This window comes from Streptomyces sp. NBC_01261 (assembly GCF_036226385.1).
GTDB lineage: Bacteria > Actinomycetota > Actinomycetes > Streptomycetales > Streptomycetaceae > Streptomyces.
The window spans coordinates 10,996,830-11,016,172 of sequence record NZ_CP108463.1 but is presented as its reverse complement, the minus strand read 5'-3'; the positions used below and the strand labels follow the sequence as shown (position 1 = coordinate 11,016,172).

General features: G+C 68.7%; 13 protein-coding genes and 2 pseudogenes. 11 read left to right on the top strand and 4 right to left on the bottom strand.

Annotated features, from left to right (window positions below):
* Positions 1 to 723: 723 nt before the first annotated feature.
* Positions 724 to 1,035 carry a transposase gene (locus OG226_RS48945; protein ID WP_443044899.1) on the bottom strand — a complete coding sequence of 104 codons (312 nt, stop codon included), beginning with the start codon at positions 1,033 to 1,035 and terminating at the stop codon, positions 724 to 726.
* Between the two features lie 542 nt (positions 1,036 to 1,577).
* On the opposite strand from OG226_RS48945, the pseudogene OG226_RS51775 reads away from it, so the two are divergent.
* Together OG226_RS51775 and OG226_RS48940 are read left to right on the top strand one after the other, a co-directional pair.
* A pseudogene (locus OG226_RS51775) lies at positions 1,578 to 2,024 on the top strand (glycoside hydrolase family 78 protein); the annotation flags it as partial.
* Between the two features lie 579 nt (positions 2,025 to 2,603).
* Positions 2,604 to 4,835 (top strand): annotated as a pseudogene (locus OG226_RS48940) (family 78 glycoside hydrolase catalytic domain); the annotation flags it as partial.
* A gap of 197 nt (positions 4,836 to 5,032) precedes the next feature.
* Here the strand turns inward: OG226_RS48940 and OG226_RS48935 are convergent.
* The gene (locus OG226_RS48935) at positions 5,033 to 6,007 is read right to left on the bottom strand and encodes an amidohydrolase family protein (protein WP_328685998.1); all 975 of its coding nucleotides are present in this window, start codon (positions 6,005 to 6,007) and stop codon (positions 5,033 to 5,035) included.
* Between the two features lie 134 nt (positions 6,008 to 6,141).
* On the opposite strand from OG226_RS48935, the gene OG226_RS48930 reads away from it, so the two are divergent.
* The 5 genes from OG226_RS48930 (at position 6,142) to OG226_RS48910 (ending at position 9,978) form a co-directional block, all read left to right on the top strand.
* Entirely contained in the window at positions 6,142 to 6,588 is a 447-nt protein-coding gene (locus OG226_RS48930; RefSeq protein ID WP_328685997.1) for a MarR family winged helix-turn-helix transcriptional regulator, read from the top strand.
* Positions 6,589 to 7,274: 686 nt separating this feature from the next.
* On the top strand, positions 7,275 to 7,463 hold the full coding sequence (locus OG226_RS48925; RefSeq protein WP_329352887.1) for a hypothetical protein: 189 nt from the start codon (positions 7,275 to 7,277) through the stop codon (positions 7,461 to 7,463).
* A gap of 88 nt (positions 7,464 to 7,551) precedes the next feature.
* Complete coding sequence (locus tag OG226_RS48920) at positions 7,552 to 7,905, top strand: hypothetical protein (protein ID WP_328685996.1); 354 nt, start codon at positions 7,552 to 7,554, stop codon at positions 7,903 to 7,905.
* 273 nt (positions 7,906 to 8,178) lie between these two features.
* Entirely contained in the window at positions 8,179 to 8,613 is a 435-nt protein-coding gene (locus OG226_RS48915; protein ID WP_328685995.1) for a hypothetical protein, read from the top strand.
* 447 nt (positions 8,614 to 9,060) lie between these two features.
* On the top strand, positions 9,061 to 9,978 hold the full coding sequence (locus tag OG226_RS48910) for an NADP-dependent oxidoreductase (RefSeq protein WP_328685994.1): 918 nt from the start codon (positions 9,061 to 9,063) through the stop codon (positions 9,976 to 9,978).
* A 195-nt stretch (positions 9,979 to 10,173) separates the two neighbouring features.
* On the opposite strand, the gene OG226_RS48905 is transcribed toward OG226_RS48910, so the two are convergent.
* Positions 10,174 to 11,073 carry an NAD-dependent protein deacetylase gene (locus tag OG226_RS48905; RefSeq protein ID WP_329352886.1) on the bottom strand — a complete coding sequence of 300 codons (900 nt, stop codon included), beginning with the start codon at positions 11,071 to 11,073 and terminating at the stop codon, positions 10,174 to 10,176.
* A 227-nt stretch (positions 11,074 to 11,300) separates the two neighbouring features.
* Here OG226_RS48905 and OG226_RS48900 point away from each other — a divergent pair, with 227 nt between their 5' ends.
* The gene (locus OG226_RS48900) at positions 11,301 to 11,843 is read left to right on the top strand and encodes an EF-hand domain-containing protein (RefSeq protein ID WP_328685992.1); all 543 of its coding nucleotides are present in this window, start codon (positions 11,301 to 11,303) and stop codon (positions 11,841 to 11,843) included.
* A 156-nt stretch (positions 11,844 to 11,999) separates the two neighbouring features.
* Here the strand turns inward: OG226_RS48900 and OG226_RS48895 are convergent, their stop codons facing one another.
* On the bottom strand, positions 12,000 to 14,552 hold the full coding sequence (locus OG226_RS48895) for a discoidin domain-containing protein (RefSeq protein ID WP_329352885.1): 2,553 nt from the start codon (positions 14,550 to 14,552) through the stop codon (positions 12,000 to 12,002).
* A 648-nt stretch (positions 14,553 to 15,200) separates the two neighbouring features.
* Here OG226_RS48895 and OG226_RS48890 point away from each other — a divergent pair.
* The 3 genes from OG226_RS48890 (at position 15,201) to OG226_RS48880 (ending at position 19,203) form a co-directional block, all read left to right on the top strand.
* Positions 15,201 to 16,295 carry a DUF1996 domain-containing protein gene (locus OG226_RS48890; protein ID WP_329352884.1) on the top strand — a complete coding sequence of 365 codons (1,095 nt, stop codon included), beginning with the start codon at positions 15,201 to 15,203 and terminating at the stop codon, positions 16,293 to 16,295.
* Positions 16,296 to 16,306: 11 nt separating this feature from the next.
* Complete coding sequence (locus OG226_RS48885) at positions 16,307 to 18,079, top strand: discoidin domain-containing protein (RefSeq protein ID WP_329352883.1); 1,773 nt, start codon at positions 16,307 to 16,309, stop codon at positions 18,077 to 18,079.
* An 83-nt stretch (positions 18,080 to 18,162) separates the two neighbouring features.
* Positions 18,163 to 19,203 carry a LacI family DNA-binding transcriptional regulator gene (locus OG226_RS48880; protein WP_329352882.1) on the top strand — a complete coding sequence of 347 codons (1,041 nt, stop codon included), beginning with the start codon at positions 18,163 to 18,165 and terminating at the stop codon, positions 19,201 to 19,203.
* Positions 19,204 to 19,343: the final 140 nt, after the last annotated feature.

Below are 19,343 nucleotides of genomic sequence, written 5' to 3'. Positions count from 1 at the left end.
TTTGAAACGTTTCATTTCAATTCCGCAAAAGGCAAGTTATGCAGTAGCTGTGAGTGCGTCAACCCATTGCGCACAACTCGGCATTCGCCATACGCGCTGCGCGCCTCACGGCATGGCACGGTCGCGGTGCCCCGACCCGCCCGCCGACACCATCACCGACACCCCGGGCCCAGCGAGCACGGCGACCCCGGGCCGCGGTGGAACCGCACACCGGGCAAGGCCGGCGCGGAGGTGTGAGTGGACCGAGCTGCCCTGATTCCACGGCGTCCAGGCGCCGCACTCGCGCCCCTGACAGCAAGTCAGGCACAGGGCACGCCATCCGCGATGGCTCTCGGCCACACCGCCGGGCCGCTCACAATGCCGAGACGGGGCCGCTCTGTCAGTTCGCAGACGATGCTGCGGACTGCCGACCGGTCCCGACCTCTGCCGGGCCGGCTCGCTATGCAGCCGACAGCACCTGCGTGGCCTGCTCGGGCTGTTGCCGTGCCCACCGGGCTCGCACCCTGTCGACGCCCGACAGAGTCCGCCGTTCAGCAGTCGGGACCGGGCGGGGCGCAGGACCCTTCCCACTCACAGGCGGCATCAGCATCGCCAAAGGCCCAAGGCACGTCGACCGCGTACAGATCCACTGCAGCCGAGCCGCTGGGGAACAGACGTCCTTGGAGACAGTCTCGGCACCTTTGACGGCCGGCTGACCACGATCAGCGTCCCGGGCCATGGGCATTACCCCCGGCCCGCGCGGACCCGGCGGCGGAACCGGCCCCGCAGCAACGCGATGACGCCGCGGCGGCGCCAGGCCGCGAAGTGGTAGGAGACGGTCCGCCAGAGCGGGAGGCCCGCGGGCAGGGCACGCCACTTGACGCCATTGTCGACGAGATGGCGAATCGCGTCGACGATGTCACGCCGAGCCCTCTTGTCCCGTCGGCCACCAGCCTCTGGCTGGCATGCCGGCAGAGGGAACAGCGGTTCTATCGGCGCCCGTTCCCGGGCCGTGGTGTCGGACGGGTAGTGGCGCCGCCCCGTGGTCGACAGCACCGGAGGACCTTCGAGGGTCCAGCCGGCCGTCTGGGCGAGAGTGGCGGACGCCAGCGAACTGGGCGGAGGCGGGCGGGGCCCATCCGTCGTCCGTGAACTCGGTCCACATCGCGTGCACATGGGCCGCTGCGCCTCCCGCCGATCGGCCCGAAGCCGAGCACAGCGGTCCAAAACCGAGTGGGACCGTCCAGGTCACGGCAGGCGATCACCAGGACAAGGTCGCCACACGCAGGGAGGCCGTATCCACGCCACGCCACCCCATCCGACTGCGACTGCGACTTCGACTTCGACCAATTGAACCGATACACACACGATCACCTGGCGAGCCCTCTCCAACTCCGCGCGCTGGACTCAGGAAGACCTCCACGCCTGCCAACACGATCGACCGACCCACCTACGCCGCAGCTGAGACCGTGGTGACAGGAAGGAAGTCTCGTCCGATCCATTGACCCCGATGGGTTGCCCTCATACATTGCCAACGCCTCGATGAAATGAATCGTTTCAAGTCGTGGTGATGGTTTGCCGCACTCGGAGGGAAGCCCGTGCACAATCGTTGGCGCTGGAAGTCATCGCGATGGACAACGGTCGTGACTCTGATAGCGGCGGTGACCCTTGGGGCATCGCCGGGCGGCCCCGGAATCGCGGTCGCTTCGTCCGGCCGCATCGCCGTGGGACAACTGACCGTGGACGGCACCGCGAACCCGCTCGGAACCGACGACACCCGGCCCAGCCTCGGCTGGCAGTTGCGTTCCTCGACCCGCGGCGACCGGCAGACCGCGTACCGCATTCTGGTGGCAAGCGGCCCGAAGCGCCTGAACACGAGGGACGCCGACGTCTGGGACAGCGGCCGGGTGCGTACCGCGGACTCGGTCGGAGTGCCCTACGGCGGGCCGAAGTTGACCTCATCGCGTGCCTACTACTGGACCGTGCAGGTGTGGGACGCCCAGGGCCGGGCCTCCCGGTGGAGTTCTCCCGCGCACTGGGAGACGGGCCTGCTGAACGCGGCGGACTGGCAGCGCGCCCAGTGGATCAGCCCGGACACCGGCAGCAGCGACTCCTGGTCGGACTTCACCCTCGACACGGACTTCACCATCAAGTCCGGTGCGGCGAGTGTCCTGTTCCGGGTGAAGGACGCGCAGGACTACTACATGTGGCAGATCAACGCGGCACAGACGGCCGGCAAGGTGCTGCTGCGCCCGCACGTCCAGTCGGGCGGCCAGTTCACCAACCTCGGTGAGGTCGATCTCAGTCCGGTCGTCACCACTGCGAACGCCAACGCCACGCACCACCTCACCATCAGGGCCGAGGGCAGCCGCATCACCACCGCGATCGACGGCATCCAGGTCGACACCCGCACCGACACCACCCTGACCGCGGGCACCGTGGGCTTCCGTAGTTCGGTCACCAACGGCGTCTCCGAGGACGCCCTGTACGACAACATCGCGGTCCACAGCCTGGGCGGCGCCGCTCTCTTCTCCGACGACTTCACCACCTCACCCGACCCGCTCTTCCCCGACACCGCGATCAGCGACGGCCAGCTCGAACCCCGGGGCGACCCAACGCTCCTGGACGCGGAGCCCGATGCGCCGATGCTCCGCCGCGACTTCTCCCTCGACGGAAAACACGTCGCCACCGCCCGCGCCTACGTGTTCGGCCTGGGCTTCTACGAGTTGCACCTCAACGGGGCCAAGGTCGGCGACCAGGTTCTCGCCCCCGCCTCCACTCCCTACGACAAACGCGACCTCTACACGACCTACGACGTCACCGACGACCTCAAGAGCGGCGCGAACACCGTCGGGCTGTGGCTCGGCAACGGCTACGACGAACGGTTCAGCCCCTACGGCTTCCGCTGGAGCGGCCCTCAGCAGGCCGTGATGCTGCTCGACGTCACCTACACCGACGGCCACCGTCAGACCATCACCACCGACAACAAGTGGAGTTGGTCCACCGGCCCGATCACCAGCAACGGCATCTACGCCGGCGAGTCCTACAACGCCAAGCTGGAGAAGCCCGGTTGGGACAAGCCTGGCTTCGACGCGGCCGGCTGGCAGCCCGTGCGGACCGTGCAGGCACCGACCGGAACTCTGACAGCCGCCGCTGCACCGCCGGTCCGCGTCACCGACACACTCGCTCCGGTGAAGCTCACCCAGCCGAAGCCGGGAGTCTACGTCTACGACTTCGGCCAGAACATCGCCGGCTGGGAGCGCCTGCATGTCAAGGGCGCGGCGGGCGCCACCGTACGGATGCGGACCGCCGAGGAGGTCGGCGCCGACGGCACGCTCGACACCACCACCAACCGGTCCGCGGCGGCCACCGACACCTTCACCCTGGCCGGCTCCGGCGGCACCGAGACGTACGAACCTCGGTTCACCTACCACGGGTTCCGATATGCGGAGGTCACCGGCTACCCGGGCACGCCGACAGCCAAGAGCCTCGACGCCCGGGTGGTGCACACCGACGTGACGTCCACCGGCGCGTTCTCCTCCTCCGACGCGCTGCTCAACCAGATCTGGCAGAACAACCGGTGGACCATCCTGAACAACTCGATGACCACTCCCACCGACAACCCGGTCCGTGACGAGCGGACTCCGCCCGGCATGGACGTACAGGCCTATCACGACGCCTCCGTCCGCGAGTTCGGCATGGACGGCTACTACGCCAACTACCTCCAGGACATGCCGCCCGGGGTTCCGCTCCCCAACGACGGCGGGAACGCCCAACAGCCCGACATGGACGGCGACCAGATCACGCTCGCCTGGACCCTGTACGAGCAGTACGGCGACCGTGCCACCCTCGCCACCGCGTACCCGGGGATGAAGGAGTTCGTCGACACCAACGCCACCGACGTGCCCGGGCACATCTGGCCGGCCAACAGGGGATTCGGCGACTGGTGCCCGCCCGACCGCAGCTCCAACGCCAACGGTGGCCTCGGCAACCCGAGCGCCGGCAACTGCACCAGCGAGGTGTCGGTGGTGAACACCGCCTTGTCGTACCTGCAGGCCGTGGACGTTGCCAAGGCTGCGGAAGCACTGGGTCACAGCGACGATGTCGCTCACTTCACCCAGCTTGCCGATGCCATCAAGCAGGCGTTCAACACCCAGTTCCTCAACGCGGCCGGGGACACCTACGGCGACGGCCGCCAGACGACGAGCGTTCTGCCGCTGGCCTTCGGCATGGTGCCCGCACAGAACGTCGGCAAGGTCGGTGCCCAGTTCGTCAACACCATCCTCACCAAGGACGCCGGTCACCTAGACACCGGCATCTTCGGAACCCGGTACCTCATGGACGCCCTCGCCGGCATCGGCCGGACCGATGTGGCGATGAAGGTACTGGACAAGCGGAGCTATCCCGGTTTCGGCTATGAGATCGCGAAGGGGGCGACGACTCCGTGGGAGGAGTGGACCTACGCCTCAAGCATGGAGAGCCACGACCACGCGATGTTCGCCGGTATCAACGCCTCCTTCTATACGCAGTTGGGCGGTATCCAGCCGACCGGCCCCGGCTACAGCACCGTGACCATCGACCCGCAGATCCCGACGGGCCTGCACCACGCGGCAGCATCCATCGCGACCGTCCGCGGCCGCATCGCCAGCTCTTGGACGAACGACGGCGACCACATCACCCTCGACGTCACTGTCCCGGTCGGCAGCACCGCGACCGTTCATGTCCCGCACCTCGGACAGACCCACGTGAGAGTCCAAGCCACTTCCGGTGCGCGACCGGCGCACAGCGGCGCTGACGAGACCGTCTACACAGTCGGCTCCGGCCAGTGGAAGTTCACCGTCACCGGCCACCACTGAACCAATCACCCCGGCCACCCGGTTCCGTCAGACGACTCCATCTGTCCGACGGAACCGGGACTGTGAAGGGGACGGCTCTTCCAGGATTCTCTATGAACGAATTACTGACAGACGTAATATTCGCCAGTCTTCGCGCTCACCGGCCTGGGGGCGTCAAGCGGCCCGCGGCGAAGGCTGGTGGCTGGTGGTTGGTCTGGTCAGAGGGCGAGGCCAAAGAGCGCTGCCGCGTTGGCAGAAGAGAACTTCTGCCGGTCCTCATCGGACGTGAAGTGGCCCAGGAACGCGCTGATCGCTTCCTGGGTCGGGTGCTGGAACGGATAGTCGGTGGAGAAGATCAGCCGGTCGACGGTGGTGACGGACAGGGCGTGGTGAAGCAGTGCGGGGTTGAGCATGCCGGAGGCGGTGATGTGGAAGTTCGTCCGGATGTACTCCGAGACGGGCCGTTGCAGGCCGGCGAGACGAGCGAGGCTGTCGGCCCGGTCGAGCCAGAACAGCAGCATCTCGCCCCAGTGACCAAGCACGATCTGCAGATCGGGGTGGCGGTCGAAGGTGCCGCGCAGGATGAGCCGCAGGGCCGCGGTCGCGGTGTCGAGGTGCCAGCCCCATCCGAAGGTGGCCAGGCCGAGGTCGGTCAGTTCACCGAGGCCGCGGTAGGAGGCGTCGCGCACCGCGTCCGAGGGGATCTGCGGGTGCAGGAAGACCGGCTGGCCGAGATCCGCCGCAGCGGCGAAGAAGGGGTCGTAGGCCGGGTCGTCGAGGAAGCGGTCGCCGGAGCGGCCGTAGACCATCGTGCCGACGTGCCCCAGGCCCTTGGCGCGCACGAGTTCGTCGACGACGTGCTCCGGGGAGGACATGGGCAGGGTCGACAGCGCCCGGAACCGCGTCGGGTGCTGGTCGACGGCAGCAATGGCCGTGTCGTTCGCGGCGCGGCTCAGATGCCTGGCCTGTTCCGGGGAGAGCGGGTGAGTTCCGGGCGGAGTCAGGGCGAGGACCGCGATGTCGATGCCCTGGGCATCCATCGCGGCGATCCGGCCCGCGCCCAGGTCCTCCAGGCGTTGCTGATGGTCGCCCATCTCATTGAAAGCGAGGCTCTGATCCGGCCGCGGCAGGGCTTGGAGAGCGGACGTGAGGACCGGAGCGATCCAGTGTTCTTCGATGGCGATGAGCGTCATGGGGGCGTCCTTCGATCGGGGGCACGCCGGTGATGCCGTTTCCGTTTTACCTGTCAGTTGACAGCAAAGCTAACGCGGCCTAATTTAGCTGTCAACTGACAGCAATCGACGAGCGGCGACAGGAGTCCTGACGCATGGACGCGGAGCAGACTTCGAGACTGTTCGAGCTCGCAGACCGGATCCTGGCGGTGGGCCGCCATATCGGGGCAGCGAAGGAAGGCGAGGTCGTGTCGGGGACACCGCTGCAGGGCGCGGTCATGCGCTACATCGACCGCCACCCGGGCACGACGGCCAGGGAGGCCGCCGAGGCCACCCAGATGATTTCGAGCAACTTCAGCCGAGCCGTGCGGGGCCTGGAGGAGGCGGGCCTGGTACGGCGCGACGCCGATGAGCACGATGCGCGGCGGGTTCGCCTGTATCCCACCGCGAAGGCCCACGAGAACCTGCAGCGCCTACGGGAACTCTGGAGCGGCCTATTGGACGAGGCCGTGACCGATGCCGACGACATCGACGCCACGATCTCGACCCTGCGTAACATCGAGACCCGCCTGGTCTCCCGGAACCGCCCCGCGGCTCGCTAGATCCCGTCCAGGCCGGGGAAACGGCACGAACGCACCCCGGTCCGTCCACCATCGCGAACGGCTGCGCGGGCTATTGGGCGGCATAGAGGCGACATAGAGGTCGTCGTCCTTGCGGGCCTCCAGCAGGTCGAGGGCCTTCTCGTCGGAGTACGTGCAGTGGTAGCCGGCCCGGAAGCCGTTGCGGGCGGCCGACTTGACCACTTCGGCGAATTGGGCGTGACAGTTGAGCCAGACGCCCGATTCGCGGGCCTGCTCGGCCGCGACATCGGCTTCCCCCTGGGTGTACTGGATGGCCTGGGAGCCGCCGGGGAGGAACACGCACGCCGGTGACCAGCAGCCGCTTCCCGGCAAGCAGCCTGTCCAGTCCTCCTTGGGTCCGCCCGGAATGCCGATACGCCCATCCCGAGGCCGCCGCTCACCGGCACGACCGCGCCGACGGGACAGGACGATTCCGAGCCGTCGAGGAAGCGCGCGACGTTCGCCGTGATGCCCCGGTGCCCCAGCTCCCTGGCTCCCTGGCTCCCTGGCTCCCTGGCTCCCTGGCGAGGGAACGCGCGAGGCCGCTGAGGCCCGCCTTCGACGCCGCGCAGCTGGCCTGCCCGAGCCCTCACCCATCGCGGGAGACCTCGGCCGGACCGGTGGCCTGACATTCGCCGAGAGTCCCTGCCAGGAGATTCAATCGCCGGATGGTGACTGTCGACGGTTCACCGCTCGTCCGCTCACCGACCGGCTGTCGGCGGATGTGCTCACTGCGACTGGGAGCGCGCGAGGATGCCACGGATGAGGATGTCGATTCCCCAGTCGAATCGCTCTTCACCGGTACCGGAGAGGATGTCGTCGCGGGCGGCATGGACGCGCGGGTATTGGCCGGCTGACGTCCGGGCGGGGGCCTGCTCGATCGGGCCGCCGGGCTTGGCGGCTCAAGGGTCCTGGGCGTGTTCCGCCACGGTGGCGGTCACAAACATGGCCAGCAGGTCGATGGCCCAGGCCGCGTCCGCCTGGTCGACACCGGCGTCGGCAAGGAGTTCGAGAAGGACATCGGGCGAGGGCGCCAATCTGGCGCTCATCGACGATGCCGACCTCGCACGCGAGACCGTCTCCGGCCCCGATGCGGAGGCAGCCCTGTCCCGTTACGAGAAGACGATGTGCGAGCGCGGGGCCAAGTCGGCCGCCGCGTCGCAGCGGGGCCTGGACATGATGTTCGTCAAGAGCCCGCCGCGGAAGCTGATTCCGTTCTTCAAAGCCATGGGGGTCGTGGCGAAGGTCGCCAAGCCGTTCGCGCGCATCCCCGCTTCCGGAAAGGGAGAACGACCATGACGCTCTCCGAACCGGCCGCCCGGATGGACGCCCAACTGGAGCTCGACGCCGTCGAGTTGACCGTCGCAGACATCGAACGCAGCCTGGACTCCTACACGCGCTCCACCGGCCTTCACATACTCGACCGCGACGCGGCCGGCGCATCGGTGGGTGTGCCCGGGCGCGTGCTCGCCCAGTTGCGGGAGCGCCCGGGTGTCTCTCCTGCGCCTGCTTCGGGGCCGGGTCTGAGCCACTTCGCGACAGGTCCCCACGCCCGCGGACCTGTCGCGGTTCGTGAAGCACTGCACCGCCGCACACACCGATGCCGAACTGACCGACCACAGCGTCGCCCGCTCCCGCTACGTCACGCACCCCGACGGCCACTGTGTGGAGATCACCTGCGCCCGGCCGCGCCAGGAATGGCGCCGGCAGGGAGAAAGCCCGGCCGTCGTCGCCGAACGGCTGACGCTGGAGGACTTCACCGGCGAACCCGGCGCCGACGCCCCGTTCGAAGGGCAACCGGCGGACACCGAGCTGGGGCACGTGCAACTCAAGGTGACGGACGCGGAGTTGGAGGACAGCGAACCCTTCTACACCGAACTGCTCGGGCTCGATGTCCAGGGTCGGCCGGGGAAGATGTTCCTCGCCGCCGGCGCCACTCGGCATCGCGCCCTGCTCGTGCTGACCAACCGCTTCAGCACCGGACCCGAACCCGTCCCCGAGGCCTGAGCGCACCTGATCGGGGTCGACCTGCTGCCCACGGCACAGCAGGTGCGTGCGCCGGCCGAACGGCTCGCCGTGGCCTCGTATCCCCATGTAGTGGCCGGAGCCACGCTGCAGGTGCACGACCCCTCAGGGAACCTGCTGCGCTTCACCGCCGGCACGGCCTGACCGACCTCTGTCACATCCCCCGCTCTTCACCCCATGCTCCGTGTCCGACCGGAGCGGACCGCTTCTCACTGTTCCTTCGCCGGCCCTTTGTGCAGGCCTCGTCTGGTCGGTTCGACGTGCGGTCGAATCTCAGAGTGGCCCAAGGATTTGCCATGGAAATGGACCACACTCCTGGGCTGCTTCGCTCCTAGGGTCGGAGACATGACGACGAGCGCATAGCCGCACGGGCTTTCCATCCCTGCGAGATTTACACCGAAGAGACAGCTGATCGAGGAAGTGACTCCCATGAAAGCGATCGTGGTGACGGACCAGGCTGCGGGAACGGCCGGGATGACGCTGGTAGAGCGCCCTGAGCCGCAGGCAGCGATCAACGACGTCGTCGTTCGGATTCACGCGTCGGGCTTCGTCCCGACCGAGATGGAGTGGCCGTCGACCTGGACCGATCGCGCCGGCCGTGACAAGACACCGTCGATCCCCGGCCACGAGCTGGCCGGAGTGGTCGCCGACCTCGGCTACGGCACGACGGGGCTGTCGGTCGGACAGCGGGTGTTCGGCCTCGCCGACTGGCACCGCGACGGCACCCTGGCCGAGTACGTGGCGATCGAGGCACGCAACCTCGCACCCCTGCCCGGCGACGTCGACTTCACGGTAGGCGCGTCCCTGCCCATCTCCGGTCTGACCGCGTGGCAGGGGCTGTTCCAGCACGGCCGCCTTCAGGCCGGCCAGACCGTCCTCGCCCATGGCGCGGCCGGGGCGGTAGGGACGATGGTGACCCAGCTCGCACGTGAAGCCGGCGCCTACGTCATCGGCACCGGACGCGCCACCGACCGCGAGAAGGCAATCGACTTCGGCGCGCATGAGTTCGTCGACCTGGAAAAGGACGCGCTGGAGGACGTCGGTGGCGTCGATCTCGTCCTCGACGTCATCGGCGGCGACATTCAGAAGCGGTCCGCTGCCCTGATCAAGACTGGTGGAACGCTGGTGTCCATCGTCGGCCCGGTCGAGGCGCGGCCCGCTGCCGGCCTGGCGGTCGACTTCGTCGTCGAGGCCGATCGTGCCGCACTGGGTGAGATCGTGCAGCGGGTTCGGGACGGACGACTACGGACGAACATCGACAACGTCTCGACTCTCGACGACGCCGTCGCCGCACTCAATCCGACCGAGCGACGCAAAGGAAAAACGATCATCCGCGTTCGTCCGTGAGGGACGACGGAGCGCCGGCGGCCGGTGACTGCCGAGAAGTGCGCATCGGAGTTGGTACAGGTCGGAGCAGGGGTCGAAGGTGGCGGACAGGGCTTCGGATGCCCTGATGATGCCGACGTCACGATCCTTGTCTCGTCGTCGTCCCGGAGCCTGACCCGTGATCCTTGCGGAGTTCACCTCGGCTGCCCCGACGGGTCAGTCCGCCGGCCCGTCGATCGCGATGCCGAGTCGGTCGGCGACGGTCGTCAGGGCCGCTCCCAGCGGCAGCGCGACCCGGGTGCGGGCGTGTGGGTCGCCGCGGGTGGGGTCGCGGTTGACGATCAGTACCGCCTTGCCCTCCTTCGACGCCTGACGGACGAACCGCAGCCCGGACATCACGGTCAGCGAGGAGCCGAGGACCAGCAGCGCGGTCGATTCGCGGACCAGCCGTCGGCAGTGTTCGACGCGCTGCGGTGGAACCGCCTCGCCGAAGAACACCACGTCCGGTTTGAGGACGCCCCCGCAGTCGGCGCAGGGGACGACGCGGAAGTCCCCGACCTGGGCGTCGGTGAGGTCCGCGTCTCCGTCCGGGTTGATTCCGGCGGCGACCGGGGCGAAGCCCGGGTTCTCGGCCTCCAGGCGCCGGGCGAGTTCGTGGCGCGGGCTGAAGGTGCGGCAGGAGAGGCACACGACGCGGTCCAGGCTGCCGTGGAGTTCCACGACGTCCTCGCTGCCGGCGGCCTGGTGCAGACCGTCGACGTTCTGGGTGATCACGCCGGAGACGCGTGCGCCCCTGGCGAGGGCGGCCACCGCGAGGTGTCCCGCGTTCGGGCGGGCCCGCCCGAAGGTGCGCCAGCCGAGGTGGCTGCGCGCCCAGTACCGGCGCCGCGCGTGCGCGCTTGCGGTGAAGTCCTGGTAGGTCATCGGGGTGTGCCGGCTCAGACTCCCGCCCTCGCCCCGGTAATCGGGGATGCCCGACTCCGTGGAGATGCCCGCCCCGCTGAGCACCAGCACACCGCCCGTGCTCAGCGCGTCGACGACCGGCTCCAGGTCGGTGGTGCCCGGCAACAGGTCCGCTGTCGTGGGGGTCCAGCTCAGGGTGGGGCGCATGCGCATGCCGCCAGGGTACGGAATCGGCGGCAGCCTACGGCGGGCACCGACGGGCGTCGACGGTTGCCGGGGAACCGTCCCGCGTCCGCCGCGGGCAAACCGGCGCCCGGCGCACCGGGCGGGCGCGTGGGCGCGCGGGTGCCCGCCGTGGTGAGCGCAAGCGCCGTTGCGGGGCGGTCGGTCGCGGACAGCATGTCCTCAGTACTGAAGTACCGCGACCGAGGAGACATGTGATGTCCAGCGAGTTCCAGCGGACCAAGCTCCGGTCCATGTTCGAGGCGTTCGACGCGGACGGCAACGGCTATCTGGAGGAGGCGGACTTCGTGGCCCTGGCGGAGCGCTGGGGCCGGCTGCCGCGGGTGAGAGAGGGATCGGAACTGGCGGCGCGCGTCGACGGCGTACTGAAGGGCTGGTGGCAGCAGCTGTCGGCGACCGTGGACACGGACCGGGACGGCCGGATCGACATGGACGACATCCTCGCCATGGTGGACATGCTGCCGACCATCCCCGAGGCCGTCACCGCCACCGCCGACACCATCTTCGACGCGGTCGACGAGAACGCCGACGGGCGCATCTCGCGCGGCGAGCACCAGCGTCTCGTCGACACCTGGCACGGGCGGCCCGTGGAGACCGGCGGCGCCTTCGACCGGCTCGACCAGGACGCCGACGGCTACCTCAGCCGCCCCGAGTTCGCCACACTGTGGACCCAGTTCTGGACCAGCGACGACCCCACCGAACCCGGCAACCTCATGTGCGGCCCGCTCACTGCGGGGTGACGCACCAGCGGTTGCCGTACGAGACGCCGTCGACGACGAACCCGCACGGCTCCCCCGCTCGCGACATGCGGGTGCCGGGCCTCCTCGGAGGAGGACCCGGCACCAGCGTCCCGTCGGTGAGCGGCGCCGGCGGTCAGACCGCCGGCACGGTCACCGTCAGGGGAACGACGTGATCTTCGAGGGAACGGTGTCCGTGCCCGACGTGGGTGCGCCGGTGTTGTTGACGACGTGGGCGTACTGGCCCTTGCCGCCCAGGGAGATCACCAGGATGTCGTGGAGTTTGATCCCTGTCTTGACCGGCACCTGGAAGCCGTGGGCCTGCACGATCGACGGGTCCGAGGTGAAGTTGCAGTAGCTTCCCAGGCCCCATGCCTCGTGCACGTCGACGGAGTCGGCGACCTTGTAGGCCGCGTATCCGACGATGCCGTCATGGGTGATGGCGGCGGCGTTCGGAACGTCGTAGGCCTTCTCGTTCTGGAAGAAGATCGTGCGTCCGCGTTCGCCGTTCCACAGCACGTCGTACTTGTTGAAGTGCTCGACGAACAGGCCGGTGGTGAGGACGTCGTCGCCGTTGACCACGAGGCCGTAGTCGGCTCTGTTGGTCTCCCAGCCGACGCCTTCGCCGTGGTCGGCGCGCCAGAGCCAGGTGTGGTCGATGATGACGTCGTCGCTGTTGACCACGACGGAGTTGGTGGCGAGGCCGGGGCCCGCGCCGCCGATGCGCACGAACACGTCCTGCATGGTGGTCGGGTTGGCGGAGTGGTCGGCGGAGCTGCCGGCCGGGCCGATCTGCAGCAGCGTGTTGGAGTTGGAGCTGCCGGCGTCGATCAGGAAGCCGGCGAGCTTGACTCCGTCGACGTCCGCCACGTGCATGGCGTCGACGCCGTTGTCCGGAATGATGGTCGCCAGGCCGAGACCGAGGACGACGGTGTTCGCCCGGGTCACGTTGATGGTCTGGTCGAGGTGGTACACGCCCGGGGTGAAGAGCAGGTTCAGGCCCTGGGCGAGGGCGGTGTTGATGGTCGCCGCGGTCGCGCCGGGCTTGACCACGTAGAACTGGTCCAACGGGAGCGAGGTACCAGGCGTGTTGGGCCAGGAGACGCCGCGTGCGTTGGTGCGCTTGGCGGGCACGAACACCTTGTACGTGCTGCCGTCCAGGTAGAGGTACGGCTTCTCGCGCGATACGGGGGTGTTGTCCAGGGTGGTGTACGGGCCGGAGTCGAAGTTGGTGGCCGGGGCGCCCTGCACGCCGGAGAACGTCATGTTCCAGACGCCGTTGGTCCAGCCGCCGACGGAGCTGTCCCGGGTGTACCACTGCTGCTGGGAGTACGGGCCGACCGTACCGTCGATCTTGGAGTCGGCGATGTAGCCGCCGGAGGCCCAACCGTAGCCGTTCGGGGCGAGGTTGAGGCCGCCCTGCACGTGGATGCGGCGGAAGGGGGCCGCCTGGGCCACGGCCCAGCGGTCGGTGCCGTTGGAGGGCGTGATCGACAGGTTCTCCGCCGAACGCCAGAAGTTCTGGGTCGCGTTGCCGTTGAACCAGCCCGCGTCGACGGTGATGTCGCCGTTGATGTGGACGTCGTCGGGGTTGAGGCCGAGGCCCGAGATCGAGGTGTAGAAGCCCACCTGGGCGTTGATCCCGTTGTAGGTGCCGGGCTTCATCAGGAACTGGTAGCGGCCGGTGCCGAACTGGTTCGACTCCTGCTGTGCGAAGACCTGGTCGAACTTCGCCTGGAGGTTGGGCGTCGAGGGGTCGACGACGATCACGTTGGGGCCGAGGTCGCCGCCGCCCTGCACGGGACCGCTGCCGCCGCCCGAGCCGGTGTGGACGGCCACCTCCCACAGCGAGTAGCCGTAGACGGTGCCACGGGTCGTGCCGTTGATCCGCACGTAGCGGCCCTGGCCGGAGACGTCGTAGGACGTCGAGCCGGCGGTGCCGTCGGTGACGGACTTGAGCGTGGTCCAGGTCTGGCCGTCGGCCGAGGCCTGGATCTGGAAGGACTTGCCGTACGCCGTCTCCCAGTTGAGGTCGACCCGGCACAGGCTCTGGGACGACCCGAGGTCGACCTGGAGCCACTGCGGGTCGGAGGCCGCGCTGGACCAGCGGGTGCCGGTGTTGCCGTCGAAAGCGGCCGACGCCGGGGTGCCGGCGTTCTCGGTGGAGGAGGCGGTCGCCGTCTTGCCCTGGGCGGCGTTGGCCGTGTCGCAGCCCGCGGGCGGGGTGGTGCCGCCGTCCGTGCTGCCGAAGACCTGGAACTCCCAGAGGGAGTAGCCGTACTGGGTGGCTCGGTGGACGCCGTACATCCGGACGTAGCGGCCCTGGCCGGAGACGTCGAGCGTGTCGGTGCCGCCGTCACCGCCGGTCACGGACTTGACGTCGGTCCAGGTGTTCCCGTCGGCGGACGTCTGGATCTTGTAGTCGCTGCCGTACGCGGTCTCCCAGTTGAGGACGACCTGGGTGATGGTGGCCGTGGAGCCGAGGTCGACCTGGAGCCACTGGGTGTCGGTGGCGCCGGAGGACCAGCGGGTGGCGGTGTTGCCGTCTACCGCGTTGGCGGCGACGGTGCCCGCGTTCTCGTCGGAGGACGACGTGGCCGTCTTGCCCTGGGACAGCGGCAGGTCTGCCGCGGCGGCCGGGCTGCTGTGCAGGGGCAGGGTGACGAGCGCGGCCATTGCGGCCAGCGCGACACCCAAGGATCTGAGTTTCATGCCGTGACTCCATGCGGGTGGGGTGACGAGCGAAGCGGACACACGGAACCGGAACGCGGGGGCAGCCTCTGCCCAGCGTTCGATGTACACGAACTGGCCTTACGCCATGCTTAGTTCACGGTTTGATTTAAGTAATGAACCATTGGGGTGGCAAGAGTCGTGACGCGAGTTTCTTTAACTTCCTTTCATCTGGGCCGAGTCGGCACACCGTCACGAACGGCGCGACCTGGACGGCGGCACGCCGGACGAACCGGACACGCCGGGGATCCCGTCAAGCCTTGAAGGCGACTTCCAGACCTCACGGATGCGGCCGGCGCGGCCACCTGCAACACGCACGAACCCATGCCAGGCGGGGCGATCGACCAAAACCTCAGCCGTGGAGCTTAGTTCACGGCTTCACTTAACCCATGATCCCCAACTCGCGGCGGGGCTACGGGAGTTGAAATCCGTCCGGGGCCACTTCTGCCGGATCCCTTGACACCTTGATGACATGGCCTCAACACTCCTCGGCGGGAGAGCGCTCTCCCATCGTCTCCCGGTATCCCCTCGCACCGGCACGTCCGACGTCACGTCGTCTCGTCCGGCATCACGTCATGAGGGCACCGGGCAACCACCTCTGACACCCCCACCGTTCAGGAGGAGGTCTCCATGTCCAGGAGATCGAAAGGCCTGTCAGCCACGCTGATCACCGGCGCGCTCCTGCTGACCTCGCTCGGCCTCGGCGGCGTCGCCATCAGCGCCGGGGCACCCGCACCGCACACCGTCGCCGCGCGGTCGTTCGCGGCCACCCACTCCGGTCACGCGATGGCCGCGTCCACGGCCAACTCCCCGGAGGACCCGGACGGCGACGGCTACATCCCCGCCAACCCGCCGGTCACCGGCGTGACACCGTCCACGCAGAATCCGCCGCACGCCTACTTCCACGAGTTCCAGGCCAACTGTTCGGTCACGCACACCAGGCCGGACGACCCCATCGTCTATCCGCAGCAGCCGGGCAAGTCCCACGACCACACCTTCATGGGCAACACGACGACCGACGCCAACAGCACCACCGCCTCGCTGTCGGCCGGCGGCACCACGTGCAAGGCTCCCGGCGACCTGTCCGGCTACTGGATGCCCACGCTCTACAACGGCAACCAGCAGATCCTTCCCGTCGGCCCGCAGGTCATCTACTACAAGGCCGGGGTCACCGACTACACGAGCGTCCGGCCGTTCCCCAAGGGCCTGCGCTTCGTCGTCGGCAGCCCCACACAGAGCGCCGACGACTTCCGGCACCACCCCGGTTTCGTCGAGGGCTGGGAGTGCGGTGACAGCTTCTTCAACACCGAGTTCCCCTCGACCTGCCCGAACCGCGCGGACGTCCAGCTCAACATCCGCTTCCAGGCGCCCAGTTGCTGGGACGGCAAGTACCTCGACACCCCCGACCACAAGAGCCACATGGCCTACCCCGTGGTCAAGCCCGGCACGAACGACAACATGTGCCCGGCCGACCACCCGGTGGCACTGCCGATGATCGAGTTCAAGATGGCCTTCCCCGTGAACGGCGACATGTCGCAGGTCCGGCTCGCCAGCGGAACGGGCCACAGCTTCCACTACGACTTCTTCAACGCCTGGGACGACCGCACGCTGAAGGCACTGGTCGACCACTGCGTCGTCGGCGGACTGCAGTGCGACGCGCGCGGCTACGACCAGACCCACCCGGAGGCGGGCGCCGCGCTCGACGCGAACTACCGACTGCCGTAAGGAGCCCGCCCATGCCCCCACGCACCCGCATCCGTACCCGAACGCGAACCCGAACACGCCGTATCGCGGCACCCCTCACCGCCGGCGTGCTGACGGCCGGACTCCTCGCCGCGCTCCCCGCCGTCCAGGCCCACGCCGCGGGCAGCGTCGTCAAGGTCACCGGCAGCCAGGGCGCCTGGCAACTGACGGCGAACGGGCAGCCCTACCAGGTCAAGGGACTGACCTGGGGCCCGAGCGTCGCCGACGCCGAGAAGTACATGCCGGACCTGCAGTCCATGGGCGTCAACACCATCCGCACCTGGGGCACCGACGCCTCCAGCAAGCCGCTCTTCGACTCGGCGGCGGCCCACGGGATCAAGGTCGTCGCGGGCTTCTGGCTCCAGCCCGGCGGCGGACCCGGCAGCGGCGGCTGCGTCAACTACCTCACCGACACCGCCTACAAGAACCAGGTCCTCACCGAGTTCCCCCAGTGGGTCCAGACCTACAAGGACAACCCCGGCGTGCTCATGTGGGACGTCGGCAACGAGTCGGTCCTCGGGCTCCAGAACTGCTACAGCGGCGACGAGTTGGAGCGACAGCGCGACGCGTACACCACCCTCGTCAACGACATCACCAAGAAGATCCACGCCGTCGACCCCAACCACCCGGTCACGTCCACCGACGCGTGGGTCGGGGCCTGGCCCTACTTCAAGAAGAACGCGCCGGATCTCGACCTGTACGCCGTCAACTCCTACAACGCGGTCTGCGACGTCAAGTCCGCCTGGCAGCAAGGGGGTTACACCAAGCCCTACATCGTCACCGAGACCGGTCCGGCCGGCGAGTGGGAGGTCCCGAACGACGCCAACGGCGTTCCGCTGGAGCCCTCCGACCAGGCCAAGGCCGACGGATACACCCGTGCCTGGAACTGCGTCACCGGGCACAAGGGGGTCGCGCTCGGCGCCACGATGTTCCACTACGGCACCGAGTACGACTTCGGCGGCATCTGGTTCAACCTGCTGCCCGCGGGCCAGAAACGGCTGTCGTACTACGCGGTGAAGCGGGCCTACGGCGGCGACACCAGCCACGACAACACCCCGCCGGTCATCTCCGACCTGACCGTCGAGGGCGGCGCCGGCCAGGTGCAGGCGGGACGCGACCTGGTGCTGTCCGTAAGGGCCACCGACCCCGACGGCGACCCGATCTCGTACGAGGTCCTCGACAACAGCAACTACATCGACCAGAGCAAGAACCTGGTCTCACTGCCGTCCACCAACCTGGGCGGCGGCCGTCTCAAGGTCACCGCACCGGACCGTCCGGGAGTCTGGAAGGTGTACGTCAAGGCGACGGACGGCCGGGGCAACGTCGGCGTCGAGACCCGTTCGATCCGGGTCGTCCCGCCGGTGCCGTCCGGCACCGATGTGGCCCGCGGCAAACCCGCCACCGCCTCGTCCTACCAGGCGAGTTACGGCGACTGCCCCTGCACCGCGGCCAACGCGGTGGACGGCAACCAGGCCACGCGGTGGGCCAGTGACTGGAGCGACCCCCAGTGGGTCCAGGTCGATCTCGGCACCCGCACCACGTTCCGGCACGTCCAGTTGTCCTGGGAGGCCTCGTACGCCAAGGCCTACACGATCCAGACCTCCGACGACGGCCAGAACTGGCAGACCGTACGCACCGTTTCCGACGGCAACGGAGGGATCGACGACTTCGACGTCACCGGAACCGGCCGCTACGTCCGCGTCAACGGCACGGCGCGGGGCACGGGTTGGGGGTATTCGCTGTACGAGTTCGGCGTCTACGCCTGAGGGACAAGCCTCTCCCGGAGCGCACCGAACGCTCCGGGAGAGCGCTCTATTGCCCTGCACCGCACGTCCGTTAGGGTGCCCGCATGAGCAGACAGACCCCGACGCTGGAGGACGTCGCCCGAGAGGCCGGCGTCTCCCGGGCGACCGTGTCCCGGGTCGTCAACGGCATCCGCAACGTGGACCCGGAGATACAGGAAGTGGTCCGCCGGGCCATCGAGCGGACGGGGTACGCGCCCAACAGGGCCGCCCGCTCCCTGGTGACCCGGCGGGCCGAGACCGTGGCCCTGGTGGTGTCCGGCGCCGGGGACATCACGGAGGCCGGCCAGGACACCTTCGCCACACGGGTGTTCGCCGATCCCTTCTTCGGACGGGTCGTCGGCGGGATCGTCGGCTTCCTGCGCCCCCGCTCGATGCACCCGGTCCTGATGTTCGCCGAGTCGACCGAGGCACGGGAGGAGGTGCTGACCTATCTGCGCCAGGGCCGCGCCGACGGCGCCCTGGTGGTCTCCACCCACTCCGACGACCCACTGCCCGCCCTCCTCGCCGACGCCCGCCTGCCCGCGGTGCTCTTCGCCCGACCCTCCCGTCCGGTCCCGCTCAGTTACGTCGATCTGGCGCACCGGGACGGCGGGCGCCTCGCCGCCGAGCACCTCCTCGCGCGCGGCTGCCGCCGGCCCGCCACGGTCTGCGGCCCCCTGGACGTGGCGGCGAGCCAGGAACGGCTGGCCGGGTTCCGTGACACGCTCGCCCGCCACGGCCACCCTTATGTCCCGGTCGCCGAGGGCGCGTTCACCCTGGACAGCGGTCTCGCGGCGATGTCGGACCTGCTGGACCGCCGGCCCGACACGGACGGCGTCTTCGCCGCCAACGACCTCATGGCGCAGGGCGCCTGCCAGGCCGCTCAGGAGCGCGGACTCCGGGTGCCCGAGGACGTCGCGGTGGTCGGCTTCGACGACTCCAGCATCGCCGTGACCTGCCACCCCCGGCTGACCACGATCCGCCAGCCGGTCGAGGAAATGGCGGCGGAGATGGCCCGCCTGCTGGACGAACACATCCACGGCGTACGCACCGAGCCGACGTCGGTCGTCTTCGAACCGGAACTGGTCGTACGCGAGTCGGCCTAGGGGCGGGGGCGGAGTCCGGCAGTTCGGCTCACGGTCGGATGACGAGGCCCTCGACCGGACCGATTCCGCGAGCGTGGCGTACACAGAGGTACCGATACAACGGATCGCGTTCGTTGAGTTCACAGACCCGGCGAAGGGTC

Excerpts from the sequence above, each read along its gene's own strand:
- OG226_RS48935 (WP_328685998.1), bottom strand. The coding sequence starts at position 6,007 with ATGACGCTCATCGCCATCGAAGAACACTGGATCGCTCCGGTCCTCACG.
- OG226_RS48930 (WP_328685997.1), top strand. The coding sequence starts at position 6,142 with ATGGACGCGGAGCAGACTTCGAGACTGTTCGAGCTCGCAGACCGGATC.
- OG226_RS48925 (WP_329352887.1), top strand. The coding sequence starts at position 7,275 with ATGGTGACTGTCGACGGTTCACCGCTCGTCCGCTCACCGACCGGCTGT.
- OG226_RS48920 (WP_328685996.1), top strand. The coding sequence starts at position 7,552 with ATGGCCAGCAGGTCGATGGCCCAGGCCGCGTCCGCCTGGTCGACACCG.
- OG226_RS48910 (WP_328685994.1), top strand. The coding sequence starts at position 9,061 with ATGAAAGCGATCGTGGTGACGGACCAGGCTGCGGGAACGGCCGGGATG.
- OG226_RS48905 (WP_329352886.1), bottom strand. The coding sequence starts at position 11,073 with ATGCGCATGCGCCCCACCCTGAGCTGGACCCCCACGACAGCGGACCTG.
- OG226_RS48900 (WP_328685992.1), top strand. The coding sequence starts at position 11,301 with ATGTCCAGCGAGTTCCAGCGGACCAAGCTCCGGTCCATGTTCGAGGCG.
- OG226_RS48895 (WP_329352885.1), bottom strand. The coding sequence starts at position 14,552 with ATGAAACTCAGATCCTTGGGTGTCGCGCTGGCCGCAATGGCCGCGCTC.
- OG226_RS48890 (WP_329352884.1), top strand. The coding sequence starts at position 15,201 with ATGTCCAGGAGATCGAAAGGCCTGTCAGCCACGCTGATCACCGGCGCG.
- OG226_RS48885 (WP_329352883.1), top strand. The coding sequence starts at position 16,307 with ATGCCCCCACGCACCCGCATCCGTACCCGAACGCGAACCCGAACACGC.
- OG226_RS48880 (WP_329352882.1), top strand. The coding sequence starts at position 18,163 with ATGAGCAGACAGACCCCGACGCTGGAGGACGTCGCCCGAGAGGCCGGC.